This window comes from Eilatimonas milleporae (assembly GCF_003688555.1).
Classification (GTDB): domain Bacteria; phylum Pseudomonadota; class Alphaproteobacteria; order Sphingomonadales; family Kordiimonadaceae; genus Eilatimonas; species Eilatimonas milleporae.
On the sequence record NZ_REFR01000009.1, the window covers coordinates 732,499 to 750,745 of the forward strand.

Annotated in this window: 13 protein-coding genes; 4 read left to right on the forward strand and 9 right to left on the reverse strand. The window is 63.4% G+C overall.

Annotation, left to right across the window (positions count from 1 at the left end):
* Positions 1-41 precede the first annotated feature (41 nt).
* Positions 42-674, forward strand: coding sequence for a PAS domain-containing protein (locus tag BXY39_RS04030; RefSeq protein WP_170163605.1), 633 nt, complete (start codon positions 42-44; stop codon positions 672-674).
* A gap of 50 nt (positions 675-724) precedes the next feature.
* Here BXY39_RS04030 and astB read toward each other — a convergent pair whose 3' ends face one another.
* The 4 genes from astB to BXY39_RS04050 are packed head-to-tail and all read right to left on the reverse strand — an operon-like array spanning position 725 to position 6,041.
* The gene (gene astB, locus BXY39_RS04035; RefSeq protein ID WP_121937515.1) at positions 725-2,053 is read right to left on the reverse strand and encodes an N-succinylarginine dihydrolase; all 1,329 of its coding nucleotides are present in this window, start codon (positions 2,051-2,053) and stop codon (positions 725-727) included.
* Positions 2,054-2,099: 46 nt separating this feature from the next.
* Complete coding sequence (astD, locus tag BXY39_RS04040) at positions 2,100-3,608, reverse strand: succinylglutamate-semialdehyde dehydrogenase (RefSeq protein ID WP_245998959.1); 1,509 nt, start codon at positions 3,606-3,608, stop codon at positions 2,100-2,102.
* Positions 3,592-4,719: an arginine N-succinyltransferase gene (locus tag BXY39_RS04045; protein ID WP_121937517.1), complete on the reverse strand. Its 1,128-nt coding sequence runs from the start codon at positions 4,717-4,719 to the stop codon at positions 3,592-3,594. The genes astD and BXY39_RS04045 overlap by 17 nt, the downstream gene beginning before the upstream one ends.
* Positions 4,720-4,766: 47 nt before the next feature.
* Positions 4,767-6,041, reverse strand: coding sequence for a hydrolase (locus tag BXY39_RS04050; RefSeq protein WP_245998960.1), 1,275 nt, complete (start codon positions 6,039-6,041; stop codon positions 4,767-4,769).
* A gap of 260 nt (positions 6,042-6,301) precedes the next feature.
* On the opposite strand from BXY39_RS04050, the gene BXY39_RS04055 reads away from it, so the two are divergent.
* Complete coding sequence (locus BXY39_RS04055) at positions 6,302-7,045, forward strand: response regulator transcription factor (protein WP_170163606.1); 744 nt, start codon at positions 6,302-6,304, stop codon at positions 7,043-7,045.
* A 76-nt stretch (positions 7,046-7,121) separates the two neighbouring features.
* Here the strand turns inward: BXY39_RS04055 and mmsB are convergent, their stop codons facing one another.
* From mmsB to BXY39_RS04080, 5 genes are all read right to left on the reverse strand, one after another.
* On the reverse strand, positions 7,122-8,012 hold the full coding sequence (gene mmsB, locus BXY39_RS04060) for a 3-hydroxyisobutyrate dehydrogenase (RefSeq protein ID WP_121937520.1): 891 nt from the start codon (positions 8,010-8,012) through the stop codon (positions 7,122-7,124).
* 28 nt (positions 8,013-8,040) lie between these two features.
* Positions 8,041-9,111 carry an enoyl-CoA hydratase/isomerase family protein gene (locus BXY39_RS04065; RefSeq protein ID WP_121937521.1) on the reverse strand — a complete coding sequence of 357 codons (1,071 nt, stop codon included), beginning with the start codon at positions 9,109-9,111 and terminating at the stop codon, positions 8,041-8,043.
* 24 nt (positions 9,112-9,135) lie between these two features.
* Complete coding sequence (locus BXY39_RS04070) at positions 9,136-10,275, reverse strand: acyl-CoA dehydrogenase family protein (RefSeq protein ID WP_121937522.1); 1,140 nt, start codon at positions 10,273-10,275, stop codon at positions 9,136-9,138.
* A 184-nt stretch (positions 10,276-10,459) separates the two neighbouring features.
* Positions 10,460-12,427, reverse strand: coding sequence for a S9 family peptidase (locus BXY39_RS04075; protein WP_211332075.1), 1,968 nt, complete (start codon positions 12,425-12,427; stop codon positions 10,460-10,462).
* 83 nt (positions 12,428-12,510) lie between these two features.
* Entirely contained in the window at positions 12,511-15,324 is a 2,814-nt protein-coding gene (locus tag BXY39_RS04080; protein WP_121937523.1) for a M16 family metallopeptidase, read from the reverse strand.
* A 441-nt stretch (positions 15,325-15,765) separates the two neighbouring features.
* Here BXY39_RS04080 and BXY39_RS04085 point away from each other — a divergent pair, with 441 nt between their 5' ends.
* Positions 15,766-16,791 (forward strand): phytanoyl-CoA dioxygenase family protein, encoded by a 1,026-nt coding sequence (locus BXY39_RS04085; RefSeq protein ID WP_170163607.1) that lies wholly within the window; start codon positions 15,766-15,768, stop codon positions 16,789-16,791.
* 71 nt (positions 16,792-16,862) lie between these two features.
* Positions 16,863-18,236, forward strand: coding sequence for a bifunctional UDP-N-acetylglucosamine diphosphorylase/glucosamine-1-phosphate N-acetyltransferase GlmU (gene glmU, locus BXY39_RS04090; protein WP_121937525.1), 1,374 nt, complete (start codon positions 16,863-16,865; stop codon positions 18,234-18,236).
* Positions 18,237-18,247: the final 11 nt, after the last annotated feature.

Genomic DNA, 18,247 nt, shown 5'->3' on the forward strand with positions numbered 1-18,247 from the left:
CACTATCTGGGCTGGCAACTGAAGGTTTCGAGTACAATTTAATGAGTGGTTTATGGGATATCGGTTCCCTCGGTCAGGAGGAACCGGCATATCGTTTCATTCGGCATTGGCGCAACCTGCAACGGACATCAGGCTGCCTGATTCCGCCGAAAACCCTTCTGTCCCCGAACAGCATCAAATCGATCCTGCCATACGTCTATATCAGTGAATGGACCGACAGTGCCGATCTGACGATCCGCCTGTGCGGGACCGGACTGGCCGGCAAATTCGGCATGGACATGACCGGCAGAAATGTCTTCGACTTCATTGACCCGGCAGAGGTCGCCGCACAAAGACGATTTTACGGCGCCATGCTGGACCAGCCCTGCGGCGGCGCGCAGGAACGCCTGTTCCGCAATGGCCGGCGGGTGCCGTTCCTCTTCGTCAGTCTGCATCTGCCATTGACGGACGGCGACGGCAAAATCCGGTATTTCGCCGGTATCGGACGGGCGGCGCCCGCGCCCGTCATGTCCGTCCTTGCCACCCAGCATCACCAGACCGATACGTCGATGACACTGCGTCAAACCTGTCTGGACATCGGCGCCGGCCTGCCCGCACTGGCTGGCGATGAGGACTGGCAGACCGATATATTGCCCTATGGCACGCCGGGCCCGGATATGCGGCCCCACGGTTGATCAGCCCCCAACGGCGCCTGCTTCCGGCCGGACGCTGGACGGCTTCCGACCTATTTCTGAAAGGCGTACAGACTGCCAAGCCCAAGAATACCGGTCAGATCGTCAAGGGCCGCCATCCCTTCTTCCATCAGGGCAGGATCGCCAAGATCCTCGGGCAAAAGACGGTCACGGTAATGACGGTGTGCCCATGCCTCCAACTGCTCAATACAGTCGGCGTCCAGTATCGCTTGGGCACCCAGCGCCTTCAGGTCGTCCTCCGACAGGACAACCCGCAGCCGCAAGCAGGCCGGGCCACCGCCATTGCGCATGCTTTGCCGAACATCGAGAATTTCACAATGGCCGATCGGCCCGCCGGACGCGATCAGATCGTCCAGATAGTCCTTGACCGCCGGCGTTTCATTCACCTCGCCCGGCAGGATCAGGGTCATCCTCTCGCGCCCCGGCACACTGACAAGCTGACTGTTGAACAGATAGGATGTCACCGCATCCTGAAGACCGACCCTGTCTGCCGGCACGGTGACACACTGCAATCCGTCGCCATATGCGGCATTCAGATCCCGGCCAAGACCGTCCGGATCGGCAAACGCCTCCTCATGATGGAAAAAAACCGGTCCGTTTGAGACCGCCACCACATCATTATGGAACGCGCCGGCATTGATGGCTTTGGCGCTCTGACGCGCAAAGACAGTCCGGGACGGGTCAAGCCCGTGCTGGCGGGCAATGGCCTCGCTGGCCTCGCGGGTCTGCCGGCCGGGATAGGACAGATCCCTGTCCGTTTCGAAGGCATTGCGGCCATAGACAAACAGCGCCACGCCCGGCGCACCGTACCCATCACTGAAACGGCAGTGATTGGCCGCGCCTTCATCGCCCATATGATGCCCGCCGATCAGCGGATCGTGATGGGCAAAGCGATCACCTTCGGGAAAGATGCGCCGAAGCACGGCGGCTGTCGTATCGGGTTCAATGGCGCGATGAAACATGGCCGCCAGATTGGCGGGGGTGAAATGGATGCGGCCATCGGCCGTGTCGGGTGCGGGCGACACGGTGGCCGCATTCGCCGTCCACATGGTGGCAGCGGATGTGACATTGACCAGCAGGGCCGGATGCCGGGCGGCGGCGGACAGTATCTCGGCGTCCCTGCCCTGAAAGCCCAGCGCCCTCAGCGTTGGCAGGTGCGGACGTTCGTGGGGCGGCAGGACACCCTGCACCAGTCCCAGGGACATCAGGTGGCGCATTTTGGCAAGCCCCTGCAGGACCCCCTCACGCGGATTGGCCACGCGCCCCTTGTTACTGGCCGACGCCACATTGCCATAGGACAGCCCGGCATAATTATGGGTCGGGCCGACCAGACCGTCGAAGTTCACCTCATGATATCTCATCGCTTGCCTCCTGCGCGCCCTGAAAATCGTACGGACGCGGGTGCCTTTACAATTTCAGTCCCAGGTTCAGCCCCTGGGGAATGCCGTCAATGCGGACACAGCCGTCGGTACGGTCCATGCTGGCAACCGGATATGCACAGTAATCCGCCGCGTAATAGGCACTGGGCCGGTGATTGCCGGACCAGCCGATCCCGCCGAAAGGCGCCGTCGAGGCGGCGCCTGTCAGTTGCTGGTTCCAGTTGACGATCCCGGCACGGATCCTGGGATGAAAATAGTCATACAGCGCCCTGTCGTCCGAAATCAGCCCGGCGGCCAGGCCGAACCGGGTGTTGTTGGCCTCACGAACGCCGGCCTCGAAATCCGCCACACGGATCACCTGCAGGAAAGGGCCGAAAATCTCATCGTCGGGTCGGTCGGCGACATCCGTGACATCCATTAGACCGGGCGTCAGAAAGGCATCGCCGCGCGACAGTCGGCTGACCGGACGTAAAATACGGCCGCCGGCCTTTTCAAGCCTGCCGACCCCGTCCAGAACCCGCTCGGCGGCACCGGCGGAGACCAGCGGCCCCATGAAGGACGCCTCCTCATCGCACCAGGCACCGACGCTGATCCCGTCCATGATCTCGCCCAGGCGCTTGACAAAGGCATCGCCCTGCACGCCTGCGGGCACAATCAGCCGGCGGGCGCAGGTACAGCGTTGACCGCTTGATACAAAGGCCGAGAGCACCGTCAGCACGGCGGCGGCGTCCAGATCGCCGGCGCCGTGCACGATCAGCGGATTGTTGCCCCCCATTTCCAGGGCCAGAATAACCTCGGGGCGGTCGGCGAGCATACGCGCGATCGCCCGCCCGGTGGCCGCACTGCCCGTGAACAAAATACCGTCGATGGCGGGATGACCGGCCAGCGCCGCGCCCGTGTCGCGTCCCCCCTGCACCATATTGAGAACCCCGTCCGGCAAACCGGCTGCGACCCAGACCGCCACCATATATTCCGCGACCGCCGGGGTCAGGTCGCTGGGCTTGAAGACGACGCTGTTGCCGGCGATCAATGCCGGAACGATATGCCCGTTCGGCAGATGACCGGGGAAATTATAGGGCCCGAACACGGCCATGACCCCGTGCGGGCGGTGAACCAGACGGGCGGTCAGGACGCCTTGATCATTTTGCTTGCGGCCGGTGCGCTCCTCATACGCCGCAATGGAAATATCGACCTTGCGGATGATGGCCGTCGCTTCCCCCGTGGCATCCGCCAGCGTCTTACCGGCCTCTTGGGCGATCAGACGGGCCAGCGCATCCTTGTCGGCTTCCAGACGGGCGGCGAATGCGCGCGCGACACCGGCCCGATCCTCGAACGGTACCAGGGACCAGTCCTCAAATGCCGCGGCGGCGGCCCTGACGGCGGCGTCGACCTGACGGTCTGTCGCCGCATGGCCCGACCATAACAGGCTGTCTTCGGCCGGATCGCGGGACTGAAAACTGGCTCCGTCACCCGCCGACCATTGACCCGCGATGAAATTGCCTTTCGAGGCCGCGGCCATGTCATCCTTCTCCTTCATCTGGTGTTGCGTCCGTATCGGGCGGCAGCGCCTGCGGGGCGCCGGCACCCTGTTCCTGTGTCCGCGCGTCCTTTTTACGTTCTACGGGGGCATAACGGATTCTGTCCCCCGCACCGATCCCGAGCGCCGCACCCGCCTCACGGGGCAACCAAAGACCGCTGTGCGTTTCCACGACCCGGGTCAGGACGACACGGAAATGATCCAGGGACGGGTTGGCGGCCAGATGGTCTGCGGCCAGATGGTCCGCCGGACGCTCAGGCGCATCCACGAGGCCGGCAAGGATATCCTCCCGGCTGGCGCGGACGGTCCAGATACCGCGCCGATGCACTTCCATCGCCGGCCCGCCGTCGAAAATGTCCACCGCGCCGGAAAAACGAAACCCTTCCTGCTCCAGCAGTCGGATGGCCGGGCGCGCACCGTCATGCGGCCTGCCGATGACATCCTGCGCCGCCTTGGGCAGCAGCGCCGTGTAAATGGGGAATTTCGGCATCAGGTCGGCAATGAACTGGCTGTTGCCTTCCCCGTTGATCCGGTCCGCCGTTTTGAAATCCATGCCGAAAAAATGGCGCCCGATCGACTCCCAGAAAGGGGAATTGTCGTTGTCGTCCACCCACCCCCGGATTTCGGCAATGACCTGATCGGAAAACCGCTGCGGATGCGCGCCGAGAAGCATGTAACGCGCCTTGGACATCAATCGCCCCAAACGGCCCTGTCGATAATCCGGGTCCAGAAACAGCGTCGCCATTTCGCAGGCCCCGACAAAATCGTTGGACAGGTTCAAAAGCGACGTATCGATGCGCATCTCCGGATCGTGGCTGACCTGTGTCTGGTGCAGCAGCCGGTAACTGTAAAACGGTTTGTCCAGTCCGACACCCGCGACAATGGCGCTGGTTCCGACGATCCGACCGCTCGCTCCCTCTTCCATCACCAGAAGATAGGTCCGTTTCTGCCGGCCCGTTTCAAGAGGGCCGAATGCCGCCAGCGACTCTTCGATCCTGGCCGCCAGCGTCGGTTCATGCGCCGGCAGGGTTGTCAGGCCCGTGCCGGCTTTCCGCGCAAGCTCCAGCAAGCCCTCCAGATCACCACCGGCAACCGGACGCACAATAAACATGTCCGTATGTCTCCCTCGTCTTCTGCGCTCGCCAGTCGGTCGCCCGTTCAAGCGGCGGAATCGGTGCGACGTTCCTGCAGGACATCGTCAAACCGCCCTGCCGCGATTGCCATCAGGATAAGCGCGGACAAGCGGGCTCTTTCCGTCAGGCTGGCGGCAATCATGAATTCATCGTGACTGTGGATCTTGCCACCCCGCACACCCAGCGTATCCACATTGGGCAACCCCGCCGCCGCCAGATTGTTGCCCTCGCAGCATCCACCGGTCGGCTTGTAATCAATCCCGATCCCAAGCGCCGCGCCGCAATCGCGCACCCGGTCCATCAGGAGCCGGTTCGCCTGGCTGAGGGGTTTGGGCGGACGGTTGACACCGCCATGCAGGCGGACATGAAAGCCGTCCTCCTGTTCGTGGCGTCTGACCAGATCCGAAAGGGTCGCGGCCAGCCAGCCCGCGTCATCCGACTGCTCCAGACGCACATTGAAACGGCACCAGGCAAGATCCGGCACCACATTGGGGGCACTGCCGCCATGGATCACAGCCGGGTTCACCGTCAACCCGTCACGCGCGCCCGTCAGCGCCGCCAGGTCGGCAACGATTCTCGATAAATGCACAACAGCATTGCGGCCGCTGTGGAATTCCCGGCCCGCATGTGCGGACCGCCCTTCCACCACCAGGGTATAATTGCCGCTGCCCTTGCGCGCGCCGGCCAGTGTCCCGTCCGCCAGCGCCGGTTCATATGTCAGGCCGATATCCGCCGTCTTCGCCCGGTCGGCCAACAACGGTGCCGATGCGAGAGACCCGGTCTCCTCGTCCGGCGACAGAATGACCTCCCAGTCCAGCCTGCCGGCCAGCGGGCTCTCCTCAAAGGCCCGCAGGGCCTCCAGCATCACCAGAATGCCGCCCTTCATGTCCGCCACACCGGGACCGTTCAAAATTCCGTCGCCCGTCCACCGCGCGGACTGAAAACTGTCCTCTTTCGGAAAAACCGTATCCAGATGCCCCGTCAGCAAGACCCGGCGGTTGGCGCCGGACCGTTTGGCAATGCTCAGTGCCGGCGCATTGGGCACCCGCTCAACCTGTCCCAGTGCGTTGACGGTTTCCGTATCCCTCAAGGAGACGGCTGTCAGCTCCGCGCCAAGGTCGCCGGCATGGGTGCGCACCAGTCCGTCCATGACCGCTATACCCTCCGAGTTCCGGCTGCCGCTGTTGACGGCCGACCAGGCGATAAGGGTGTCAATCAACTCGCCTTCACGCCCATCGATACGGGCAAGAGCATCCCGGCACTGATGCGGTGCCGGCAGGGTATCCATGAAGTCCGTCACAATGGCATTCCCATATCAGGGCATGGGCAAACCGACAGTCTAACCGTTGGTTTAGAAGGCATGCCCGCCTTGGTTTAAGTCAGACCGTTTATCGCAGAACAGCCTCCGTTTATCGCTTAGGCGCCGGGAGATCGATGAATTTCGTTATCTTGTATTGCCAGGTATACAGCTTGGTGTAAGCTTTGCCTGTCCCAATCGACACATAACAAATGGCCGATACAGGCCACAAGGGACGAACGACAGACAGTGGGGATAATAAAATGAAAGCACTTATCGTCGATGGCGAGGAATTGTTTCGCCTATCCATGAAGGAAGTCGTATCCGTAGCGGCCTCCTTCGACAGTATCCTTGAAGCCGGCAACGAACATGAATTCCTTTCCGCCACCGCGCGCGAAAGGGATTTGGGTCTTGTCGTCCTTCATCCGTCGTCCTTGGCGACATCGCAAAGCGGCACCACCTACCAATGGCAGGACCTTGTCCGCCGTCTCTATCCGAACTGCGCGATCGTGACCGTGCATGATGAAGAGACCGCGACGGCACAGGACGGCGAACAAACCGTCAATGTGCCTCGCGCCGCCCGTGTCGGGCAAATGGTCCGCGCCGTCCGCCGGGCCCTGAAACTGCCCCTGGAAGGGTTCGGGTCGGTCTCGGAACGTCCGGGACGGCCGGATATCCGTGCCGCTCTCAAGGAGGAGGGGGGCGACCACGCTGCCTACAGCGACACCCAGCCTGCAACCGATGTCGAGCTGGAGCGTCTTTCGCATCGGCAGCGTCAGATCCTGACCATGGCCGCCGACGGTCTGCCGAACAAGGAAATTGCCGCGCGTCTCGGTATCGCCGAAGGAACGGTCAAAGCCCACATGCACGCAATTTTCAAGGTTCTCGGCGTTTCCAACAGGACGCAGGCCGTTTTGCGTTTCGGGGCCGGCGGGCGCCCGCGCACCGGGTACAGCACGCAAAACCCGGCCCGTTGGGGCGCCGCTTTCGCAAGCGCGGCCAGTTAAAAGCAGGCCGTCCGTTCCCAGGGCTGGCTTAAACCTCTCTGGAAAAGGGTACGAAAATCAGGACGGGAGGTCGGCGTCAGCCGATCTCCTTCAGCATGTTTATGATGCCTGAAAAATCCATATCGCCGTGGCCGTTGTCCGCCATGGCGGTATAAAGCTTGTGCGCGTGCGCGCCGAGCGGCGTCGCCGCCCCTGTCTCCCCCACCGCATCCATGGCCAGGTTCAGGTCCTTCAGCATCAGCGCAGTGGCAAAACCGGGTTGATACGCGCGGTTCGCCGGCGACGACGGCACCGGCCCCGGTACGGGACAATAGCTTGTCAGGGACCAGCACTGGCCGGATGCATTTGCGGCGATATCGTAAAAAGTCTGATCCTCAAGCCCCAGGGCACGACCGAGCGTAAAGGCCTCGCACACACCGACCATGGAAATCGCCAGCAGCATATTGTTGCAGATTTTCGCCGCCTGGCCATTGCCGCTGCCCCCGGCATGGACGATTTTTGCCGCCATGGGCTCCAGCACCGTCTCTGCCCGGTCGAACGCCGTCTGCGACCCGCCGACCATGAAAGCCAGCGTGCCGGCCGCAGCCCCCGATACGCCGCCCGAAACCGGCGCATCCACCATGTCAAAGCCGCCGGCCTCGGCGGCGGCGGCAACCCTGCGGGCGGTTTTCACGTCAATGGTTGAACTGTCCACCAGCAGCGCCCCCGGCGCCGCCCCCGCGATAATGCCCTCCGGGCCGCAATAGACCGTCTCGACAACGGGGCCGGACGTCAGCATGGTGATCACCACGGACGCCCCGGACAGTGCCTCCCCCAGCGATCCGCAGGCCGTCGCCCCGGCGGCGGATGCCGCCTCCAGCGCATCGGCACTCAGATCGTGGGCGCGAACCGCGTGGCCGGCCGCCAACAGATTCTTCGCCATCGGCAGACCCATATGGCCAAGGCCGATAAATGCAATCGTGGTCATTGTTCTGTCTCCCCCAATCAATACGGTCTCAGCGGTCTTCAAGACCGGCAAGCAGTTCTTCCTCCGCCGGCAGCGGCGCGAAATGGGCATCTATGGCGGCTGGCTCCACCCTGTCCAGGCTGGCCGGTTCCCATGTGGGCGACTGATCCTTGTCGATCAGGATCGCCCGAACGCCTTCATGAAAATCATGTCCGGCAATCACACGGCTGACCATGCGGAACTCCATGGCCATCACGTCCCGGAAGCAGTCACACGCCGCCCCGCGCCGCAATTGTTCCAGCGTCAGTTTCATCGACGTGGGCGATTTGCCCGTCAGAAGGCCGTATTGCTTTTGGGCCCAGTCATCCGGGTCCCGTTGCAGATTGTCGAGAATGGCGGTAACACTGTCTTCTGCGAAATGGGCGTCGATCTGATCCATGTCCCTGGCGATCGGTGCCGGCTCCGGATCCGCATGCAGGCCGTCCAGAACCGCCTTGACACCCTGATGGTCGGATGTGCGCAGATCCGCCAGACCGTCCAGCGCCGCGGCCACCTGTGTGCTGGCGATCACATGACTGGCCAGGCCCAGCGCATAAAGATCCGGCGCCTTCAACCGCGCGCCCGTCAGCGCCACATAGGTACCGGTCTCGCCGGGCATGCGCGGCAGGAACCAGCCGCCGCCCACATCGGGAAACAGTCCCAGACCGGTCTCCGGCATGGCGAACAGTGTTTTTTCCGTGGCGACCCAGAAATCGCCTGGCATGGACACGCCGACCCCGCCGCCCATCGTGATACCGTCGACAAAACTGACATAGGGTTTGGGAAACTCGGCAATCGCGATATTCATCCGGTATTCGTTGAAGAAAAAGTCGCGCCACTCGGCACTGCCCTCGGTCCAGGATCGGGTCACCCTGACCACATCGCCGCCGGCGCAAAAGGCTTTTTCGCCGCTGCCGACAATGGCGACCACCCGCACCGCCGGGTCGGACGCCCACAGGCCGAGACGCTCAGAAATGGCAGCGCACATGTCCGCCGTCAGGCTGTTCAGGGCCTTGGGCCGGTTCAGGGTGATCAGCCCAAGATGGCCTTTGACGTCAAACAGAACGTCACTGTCACTCATGGTGTGTCCTTATTTTGCTTGGCTTCACTCTTTGAGAAGGGCGCGGGAAATGACGACACGCATGATTTCATTCGTGCCTTCCAGAATCTGGTGGACGCGCAAATCCCGTAAAATCCGTTCAATGGGATAGTCCCGCAAATACCCATAGCCGCCATGCAGTTGCAACGCCTCATTGGTCACACGAAAGCCGACATCGGTGGCAAACCGCTTGGCCATGGCAGCAGCCGGGGTGGCATCCGGCGCCTTGCGGCTGACCTTGTCGGCGGCGGCATAGGTCAAAAGCCGCGCGGCCTCCAGCTCGGTCGCCATATCCGCCAGTTTGAACTGGCTGGCCTGAAAATCGGCGATGCGCTGACCGAACTGACGGCGGTCCTTGGTGTAGGCGATCGCCTCATCCAAAGCGCGGCCCGCCCCGCCAAGCGAGCAGGCGCCGATATTCAGCCGCCCGCCATCCAACCCCTGCATGGCGATCCTGAAACCGTTGCCCTCGCCGCCCAGCAGGTTTTCAGCCGGGACCCGGCAATCTTCCAGAATGACGGCGGCGGTGGGCTGACTGTTCCAGCCCAGTTTTTTCTCCGCCGCGCCAAAGGACAGCCCGGGGGTGTCTTTTTCAATGACAAAGGCACTGATCCCTTTCGGTCCGGCATCGCCGGTGCGCGCCATGACGATGTAAATGGCTGACTCGCCGCCGCCCGAAATAAAGGCTTTCGACCCGTTCAGCACATAGGAATCGCCGTCCCTGACCGCACGGGTGCGCAGGCTGGCGGCATCCGAACCCGCGCCCGGTTCCGTCAGGCAGTAACTGCCCAGATTTTCAAGGGTGACAAGGTGGGGCAGAAAACGGTCCTTCTGATCGTCATCGCCAAAACGGTCGATCATCCAGGCCACCATATTGTGGATGGAAATCATCGCCGCCGTCGACGGACACCCCCGCGCCAGCTGTTCAAAAATCAGAACCGAAGCAACACGGTCCAGGCCGCAGCCGCCGGCCTCCTCGCTGACATAGATGGACCCGAAGCCCAACTCTCCCGCAGCGGCGGCGACATCACTCGGCCAGTGCTTCATCTCGTCCCAGCGTGACGCGAAAGGCGCGATCTGTTCGTCACCGAACTGGCGGGCCATGTCCTGGATCGCCCGCTGATCCTCATTCAAACTGAAATCCACTGATCTCCCTCCCAAGAAGACCGATACACATCACATATGCCGTCCCAAGACGCACAGTCCTTCATAAAGAAGGCCGGCGGGCAAGAAAACCGCCCGCATCGGCTTACCGGCACTCCAGGCGCAGCGTCCGGATCAACTGGCAGTCAGCCGATCCGTTGCAGGCCCGCATGCCGACCGTCTTTTCTTACCGGCCTGCACGCTCCCCGTCCACCGCGCCGCCGTCGGACAGATGTTTTTCCAGAAACGCGGCCAGTTGCCTGTAAAAGGCGATGCGGTTGGGCAGCTTGCGGACGCTGTGCCCCTCATCGGGGAACCGCAGATACGTGACCTCGATCCCCCTCTCGCGCAGGGCCTTGACCATGCGGTCGGATTCGCTCACCGGGTCGCGCGGATCATTGGCGCCGTGCTCGAAAAACATCGGCGCCGCGATTTTATGCACCGTGTTGATCGGTGAATTCTCGGCATAAAAGGCCTGCCAGCGCGGTTCGGAAATATCGCCATACTCGATCCGGTCGCTTGCCTTCAGCCCCGGCGAGGCCTCCTGCAGGGCCCGCACCCAGTCGGACACACCGACAAAGGAGGCCCCCGCCCGGAACACGCCGGGATAGGCCCCCATCACGGCATTGACCATGTATCCGCCATAGGATCCGCCCATCACCGCGGCACGGTCCGCGTCCACCCGGCCGTCCGCTTTCATCCATGCAACCGCGTCCGCCAGGTCGCGCACACTGTCCAGCCGCTTCTCCTGATTGTCGAGCCGGGCATAGGTCTTGCCGAAACCGGTCGAGCCGCGCACATTGATATCCAGAACGGCAATCCCCTTGCCGACCAGATACTGGGTCACCGGCTGCCACCGGGGCCGCGCCTGCGCCGTCGGGCCGCCATGTACATCGACAACGACAGCCGGCGCCGTCACCCCCTCCGGCAGGTACAACAAACCGTGGACGGTCACACCGTCGCGGGCGCTGAAACGAATTGCCTCGGGGGCGACCATATCGGCGCTCCGCAATCCCGCCAGGTTGGAGGAAACCGCATGGCGCACCGTGTCATCCTTTAAGGACCACAGGTAAATATCACCGGGCAGGCCGGGCCCCGAAACCGATATCGACAGCAGAGGGGCGGCAGCCCCCTCGGCCCAGTCCAGCCGGTACACACCGGCCGGCAGTTCGGGCACGGCCACGTCGCGTCCGCTGGCCAGATGACGCACATGCAGCCGGCTGTACCCGCCGTCATTGGTGGTCCATGCCAGATACCCGCCGGCCAGCGCCACCTCGTCCACGTCCCGCTCACCGGCATCCAGCAGCACCGTCTCGCCCGCCGTCATGTCCATATAGGCCAGCGCCTGATAATCGCGCCCGTCATTGGTCGCCATGTAGAAACCGGCCCCGTCGGGACGCCATTCTATCTGGGTATAGGCGGCCGATATCTCTGGCACGAAGACAGGGATCATCTCACCCGTCGTCACATCCAGGCTGTGCAGATTGTTGCCGTCCTCGCCCCGGGTTTCCGACACCAGAATGCGGGTCCCGCCCGGCTGCCAGGCCACCGGGAAAAACCCGTATGTACCTTCATACACCATGCGGGCCGTGCCGGTTGTCAGATCGGCGGCATAAATATCAAAATCGCGGCCGTTACGCTCGGTCGAGGCATAGACGAAGCGATCCCCATCCACCGAAAAATCACCAAAGCGCCGGAATCCGTCGGAAAAGGGCAGAACCAGCCTCTCCTCCAGGCCGTCCGCCGTGATCAGGTAAAAGGCTTCCCGTTCATCGCCGTTGTTATCGGCCCCATACAGCAGATACCCGCTGTCCGGATGCCAGCGGTAGAAGGTCACACCGTTGCCGAAGGTCAGTTGGCGCGGCGGGCTGCTTTCATGCGCCTTACCCAGCGTCATCAGCCAGATCTGCGGTGTGCCCGTCACCCGGCTGATATAGGCCAGGGATCGTCCATCGGGGCTCAGGTTCGCCCCATACGCCCCCTGTGCCAGCAGAAAGCGCGTGATATCGGCCGGTTTTTCCCCCGCCAGCCCCAGGGATACGGGACCGGTCTGCGGTATATCCTCCGCATAGGGCCAGTCCGCTTTGTCCCGATCATCGCCGGACGCCCCTTGCGCCAGCATAAAAGCCGCCAGAACGGCATACATGCGTCTCATCGTGGCCTGCCCCCTTGATTGCACATGGCGGCCCCGCACCGGCAGGACCGTCCACCCTGTTCAACCGTTGTGATACAAACGGTTTACTCTATCGGCACGCCATTCTGGTCCCAGATCTCGACAGTGCCAAGATCCAGATCGCGGATTTCTTTCTCGATCCGGCTGCGGTCACCGACAATCAGCCATGTCAGCGCTCCGGGTCTGATATGGGCATTGGCCGCACCCCGCACCGCATCGAGAGCCAGGGCGTCATACCGGCCTTTCAGCATCGCCGGATAGTCATAAGGCCGGTCGAATCGGGCGCCGGACAGCAGCGCGCCGAGCACCGCGCCCGAGGTTTCGAACTGACCCGGCAGACTGTTGGTCTTGGTCTGGACCATACGGCTCAGCTCTTCCGCGCTGGCCGGACGGCCGCCAAGCAGCCCCTGCCCCAGATAGCTGTTGAACTCGCTGAGCAGTTCGCGGATCGAGTCCCTGGTGCGGTCCGTCTGCACCGGGGCATAGACAAGCCACATACGCTGCCCGCGCGCATCGAAATTGATGGTATAGGCGCCGTATGCCCACCCCTTGTCCTCGCGCAGGTTCATATTGACGCGGGCGGTGAACTCGCCGCCCAGTATGTCATTGGCCGTGTCCAGTTCCAGCGCGTCCGCCGCCCCGGTCGGCGGCAGCAGATGACCCGCCAGGATCAGCGACTGCGGACTGCCCGGCTTGTCCATGATGATGACGCGCGGCGCGGGCGGCAATGCCACATCGGCGATATTTTTCGCCGGCACCGGCCCCGCCGGGGCCTGCCAGTCGCCGAAGGCCGTCTCCAGAAGCGGCAGGGCCTCGTCCATGGTGATGTCGCCGACCACATACACGGTCGCATTGTCCGGACGCAGCCAGTCCCGGTGGAAACCGGCCAGATCGTCGCGGCCGAGCGCGCCGATCGAGGCTTCGGTACCCGATCCCGTATAGGGAATGGCATATGCGTGCCCCTCACCGTACAAAAGCGGCGGCAATGTGCGCAGGGCCAACTGCACGGGCTGTGCTTTCTCGCGGGCGATCTGTGCCATCCAGCGCTGTTTCAGACGGTCGATCTCGACCGTGTCAAAGGCCGGGTTGCGCACCACATCCGCCATCAGGTCAAGCGACGGTGCAAGATTGGGTTTCAGCGCCGACAGCCGCACCTGGCTCATGTCCAGATTGGACCCGGTGGACAGGCTTGCCCCCAGTCGGTCGGTTTCCGCCGAAATATCCAGCGCCGAACGCGTTGCCGTTCCCTCGTCCAGCATGGCCAGCGTGAAGCTGGACGTGCCCAGCGACCGGCCCTGGTCGGCGGCGTAGCCCGCGTCGAACTGCAACGCCACATTGACGACCGGCACCGTGACCCGGGTGGCCAGCACCACGGTCATGCCATTGGCCAGCGTCGCCTCGCTGACGGCTGGAAAGCTCAGCTCGGGCAGGGCACCGACGGCGGGCAGGCGGCTGCGGTCGGCGCCGGCCTCCGCTGTGGTGTATTCAGGATAAGGACGAACGGACAGCTGATAGTGTCCCGGCTCCAGCCATGTCCGCGCGGCGCGCGTCACATCGCCGGTGCCGGCTGCATTCAGCCAGTCGAGGACCGTGCCGTAAAATCCCGGATCGCCGGCATAAAGGGCCCCTTGCGCCAGGGCCACTGCCTTGCCGCCGAAACCGCCGACCTCTTCCAGTCCGCGAACAACGCCGGCGATGATGACCGTCTTGGCCCGCGACACCTCGTCAGGGGTCGGACCGTCGCGGAGAAAATCGGCCATGACATCGTCGACAATGGCCTCGACCTCGCCCGCGTCCGCACCGTCCTTCAGATCAATCTGGATTTCGAAATTGCTGGCCAGCTCAAAGGGTTGCAGCTGAACCGACACCTCGGAGGCCAGCTGCCGCTCATAGACAAGCGCCTGATACAGGCGTGACGTCTTGCCGCCGCCCAGCACATCGGCCGCCAGGCGCAGCATGTGGGCATCGCGCTCGGTGCGCGGCGCCGCCGCCCAGTTGCGGTACAGTCGGGCATTGGGGACCCGGTCGAACATTTCCTCCACCGTGTTGGTGGTTTTGACAGGCACCCAGGCCTTGTGCCGACGCAGGGCCGGTCCGGCCGCGATGTCGCCGAAATATTTCTCCACCAGCGGACGGGCGGTCGCGCCGTCAATATCGCCGGCCAGCACCAGCACCGCGTTGGCGGCGCCGTAATAGGTCCGGAACCACTCCTTCACGTCCTCCAGACTGGCCGCATCCAGATCCGCCATCGACCCGATGGTGGAATGGCGGTAGGGGTGGCCCGGCGGAAACAGGCCTTCCAGCTGGCGGTATTGCACCGTGCCGAAGGGCTGGTTGTCGCCCTGGCGCTTTTCATTCTGGACGACACCGCGCTGCTCATCCAGTTTGGACTGGCTCACCGCCCCGAGCAGGTGGCCCATGCGGTCCGATTCCATCCACAAGGCCATGTCCAGCGCCGGCGTCGGCACGGTGGCGAAATAATTGGTCCGGTCGAACCAGGTGGTGCCGTTCATACCCGTCGCGCCCACCTCCTCGAACGGTTTGAAAAATTCGTCGTCATAATTTTCCGTACCGTTGAACATCAGATGCTCGAACAGGTGGGCGAAACCGGTTTTGCCCTCGGGCTCGTCCTTGCTGCCCACATGGTACCAGACGCTGACGGCCACAACCGGGGCCTTGCGGTCCTCATGCACCACCACGCGCAGACCGTTGTCCAGCGTGAAGCTTTCAAACGGTATCTCCACCGCCATGTCCAGGCCCGGTGCCGGCTGGTCCGTGATCGCCCGGTCCCCGGTCGCCGTGCCGCCCGGTGCATATCCGTCACAGGCCGCGACCATCGGCAGCATGGACGCCGCCACCAGCAATCCCTTGATCTTCATGAAGTCTGTCCCCCGCTGAGAAAACCTTGCCGTGAAATCCTTGTCACGTGCCGCGCCGGAACCATGAAAACACACGCCATACTGGAATTATGACCGGCCTGCACGCATTGATAACCGCAGCGATGGTAAACGGACCGGCCGCGAAACACAAATGCATCGGCCAAGATCGGCACGAGAGCATCACGAGCATAGAGCGCACACCGCCACCCGGCCTGTATCTTCTGGCTGTCTCTTCTGGCCGTCTCTGGCCCTGTTTCCGGGCCTGCCCGCGAACACAACGGGGGGCAACCGGCCACACCCGGTCAGTGGCTTGCACCGGTGCGGCGAAACGCCCATGAAATCTGTCGTGACGCCGGCCGGGATGCCGGATAGAACATGATGTCGGAGACATCGCACGCAGCGGTCAGGTTCGGGCACGGCCGTGCCATTCAAGGAGCGCCCATGGCACATTTGCATAAAATCCATATGTGGCCGCTGTGGATTGCCGGCGTTCTGGGACAGGCCAAATCCTTCCGGGCCAATCCGGTTCTGGGTTCGCCCGCGCTGAACATGCTGGGCCTTCATGTCGCCCGCCTGCTTCTCGCCCACGGCGTCATGGGTCTGCGCTGGGCCATGCTTCGCCCGCTGATGCCGGCAGGCCAGCGCCGGGCGTTCCACAGGGACGGGTATGTGGCCCTGCCGGGATTTCTGTCCGCGGACGAGGTGGCCGCCATTCGCGCGGAACTGCCGGACCTAGACGGAACCCCGCGCCAGATGGTACAGGGGGATACGCTGACCCAGCGCATCCTGTTGGACCGCACGGCCACCCGTACCACGCCGCGCTTGCGTACGCTTTTGTCGTCGCGGCGCTTCCTCGGCGGTCTCTGCTATGCCGCCGGCAAATGGCACCGTCCGGTCTTTTATGTGCAGCGTATCCGCAACGGCGCCCGCACAGGCGGCCGCGACCCGCAGAAAACCTTGCATTCCGACACGTTTCATCCATCGATGAAAGCCTGGCTTTTCCTTGAAGACGTGGATGCCGCCAAGGGGCCATTTACCTATGTGCCCGGCTCGCACCGGCTGACGGCAAAACGCCTGAAATGGGAATACGGCATCAGCCGCCGTGCTGCCCGGCTGAAGGACGGCTATTCGGAAAAGGGCTCGCTGCGCGCGGATGCGGCCGATCTGCGGGCACTGGATCTGCCGCCGCCGCAGGCGCTTACCGCCAGGGCCGGCACGCTGGTCATCGCCAACACCCACGGCTTTCACGGCCGCGGCCAGGCCGAGGACGGTGCCAGCCGCCTGGAAATCTGGGCCTATGGCCGTCACAACCCCTTTCTGCCCCTGCCAGGGTTTGGTCTCATGGCCCTTGGCCGCCTTGAGGATGCCGTCCTGCAACGCTACTGGCGTTACAAGGACAGGCAGGCTGCAAAACGCGGCGGCCGCGCCACATGGCACCCGATTGAACAGGGCGACATGTTCGGCTAGACAGAAACCCACATGATCGAGCGACAGGTCAGCGGCAACACTGCTGCTGACGGACAAGGGACGCCCATCCTATGGCATCAGACGGTTTCGCGGCGGTGATCCTGGCAGCGGGCAAAGGCACCCGCATGCGCTCAACCCGCCACAAGGTCCTGCACGAGGTCGGCGGCAAGACGCTTCTGGCCCATGTTGTTGATACCGTCTCCGGCCTGTCCCCGGACAGGACGGTCCTTGTGGTCGGCGACCGGGCCGAACAGATTGCCGAGGCTTTTCCCGGCATCCCGGTTGCCCGCCAGTCACCGCAGCTTGGCACCGGCCATGCCGTCATGGCCGCGTTGCCCGCTTTGGACGGTTATGACGGCGATCTTCTGGTGCTGTACGGCGATGTGCCGTTCGTGCCGACGGACACCATCGCCGCCATGCTGATCGCACGCCGGCAGCCATCACCCGAAGACGCGCCCGGCCTCGTCATTCTCGGCTTCATGGCGGAAAATCCAACCGGATATGGCCGGCTGATCACCGACGACGCCAGCCATTTGCTGAAAATCGTCGAGGAAAACGACGCGAACGCGCAAGAGTGCGCCGTACGGCTGTGCAATTCCGGCCTGATGCTGATCGACGGCACCGCCGCGCGGGGTTGGCTGGGCCGGCTGGACAATGACAATGCGGCCGGCGAATATTATCTGACCGACCTGGTCGCCATGGCCCGCGCCGACGGCCGCGCCGTCGCGGTGGTTCATGCGGACGAGAGCGACCTTCTCGGCGTTAACAGCCGCGCCGAACTAGCCGTGGCCGAAGCCGCCTTTCAGGCCCGCGCGCGCCGTGCCGCCATGGCCGCCGGCGTCACCCTGCGCGATCCGGCCAGCACCCATTTCAGCCATGACACTGAACTGGGCAAGGATGTGACGGTGGAACCGCATGTGGTGTTCGGCCCCGGTGTGCGCGTGGCACGCGGCGCCGTCATCCGGGCCTTCAGTCATCTGGAGGGGGCGACCGTCGGCGAAGACGCCAGTATCGGCCCATATGCCCGCCTGCGCCCCGGCACTGACGTGGGCGGCACCGCGAAAATCGGCAATTTCGTCGAAATCAAGAAAGCCGCCATCGGGGACGGCGCCAAGATCTCCCACCTGTCCTATATCGGCGATGCCCATGTGGGCCGGGACGCCAATATCGGCGCCGGGACCATCACCTGTAATTATGACGGTTACAACAAATATGTCACCGATATCGGCGCCGGTGCCTTCATCGGATCGAACAGTGCGCTTGTCGCCCCTGTCACCATCGGCGCCGGCGCCGTCGTCGGTGCCGGCAGCGTCATCACCAAGAATGTGGAGGGCGACGCGCTGGCGCTTACACGCGCGTCCCAAAAAAGCATCGGCGGCTATGCCGCACGCCTGCGGGCCGGGGCTGACGGCAAACGGACAGCCGGAAACGAGCCTGCTGAATAAGGATATCTGAA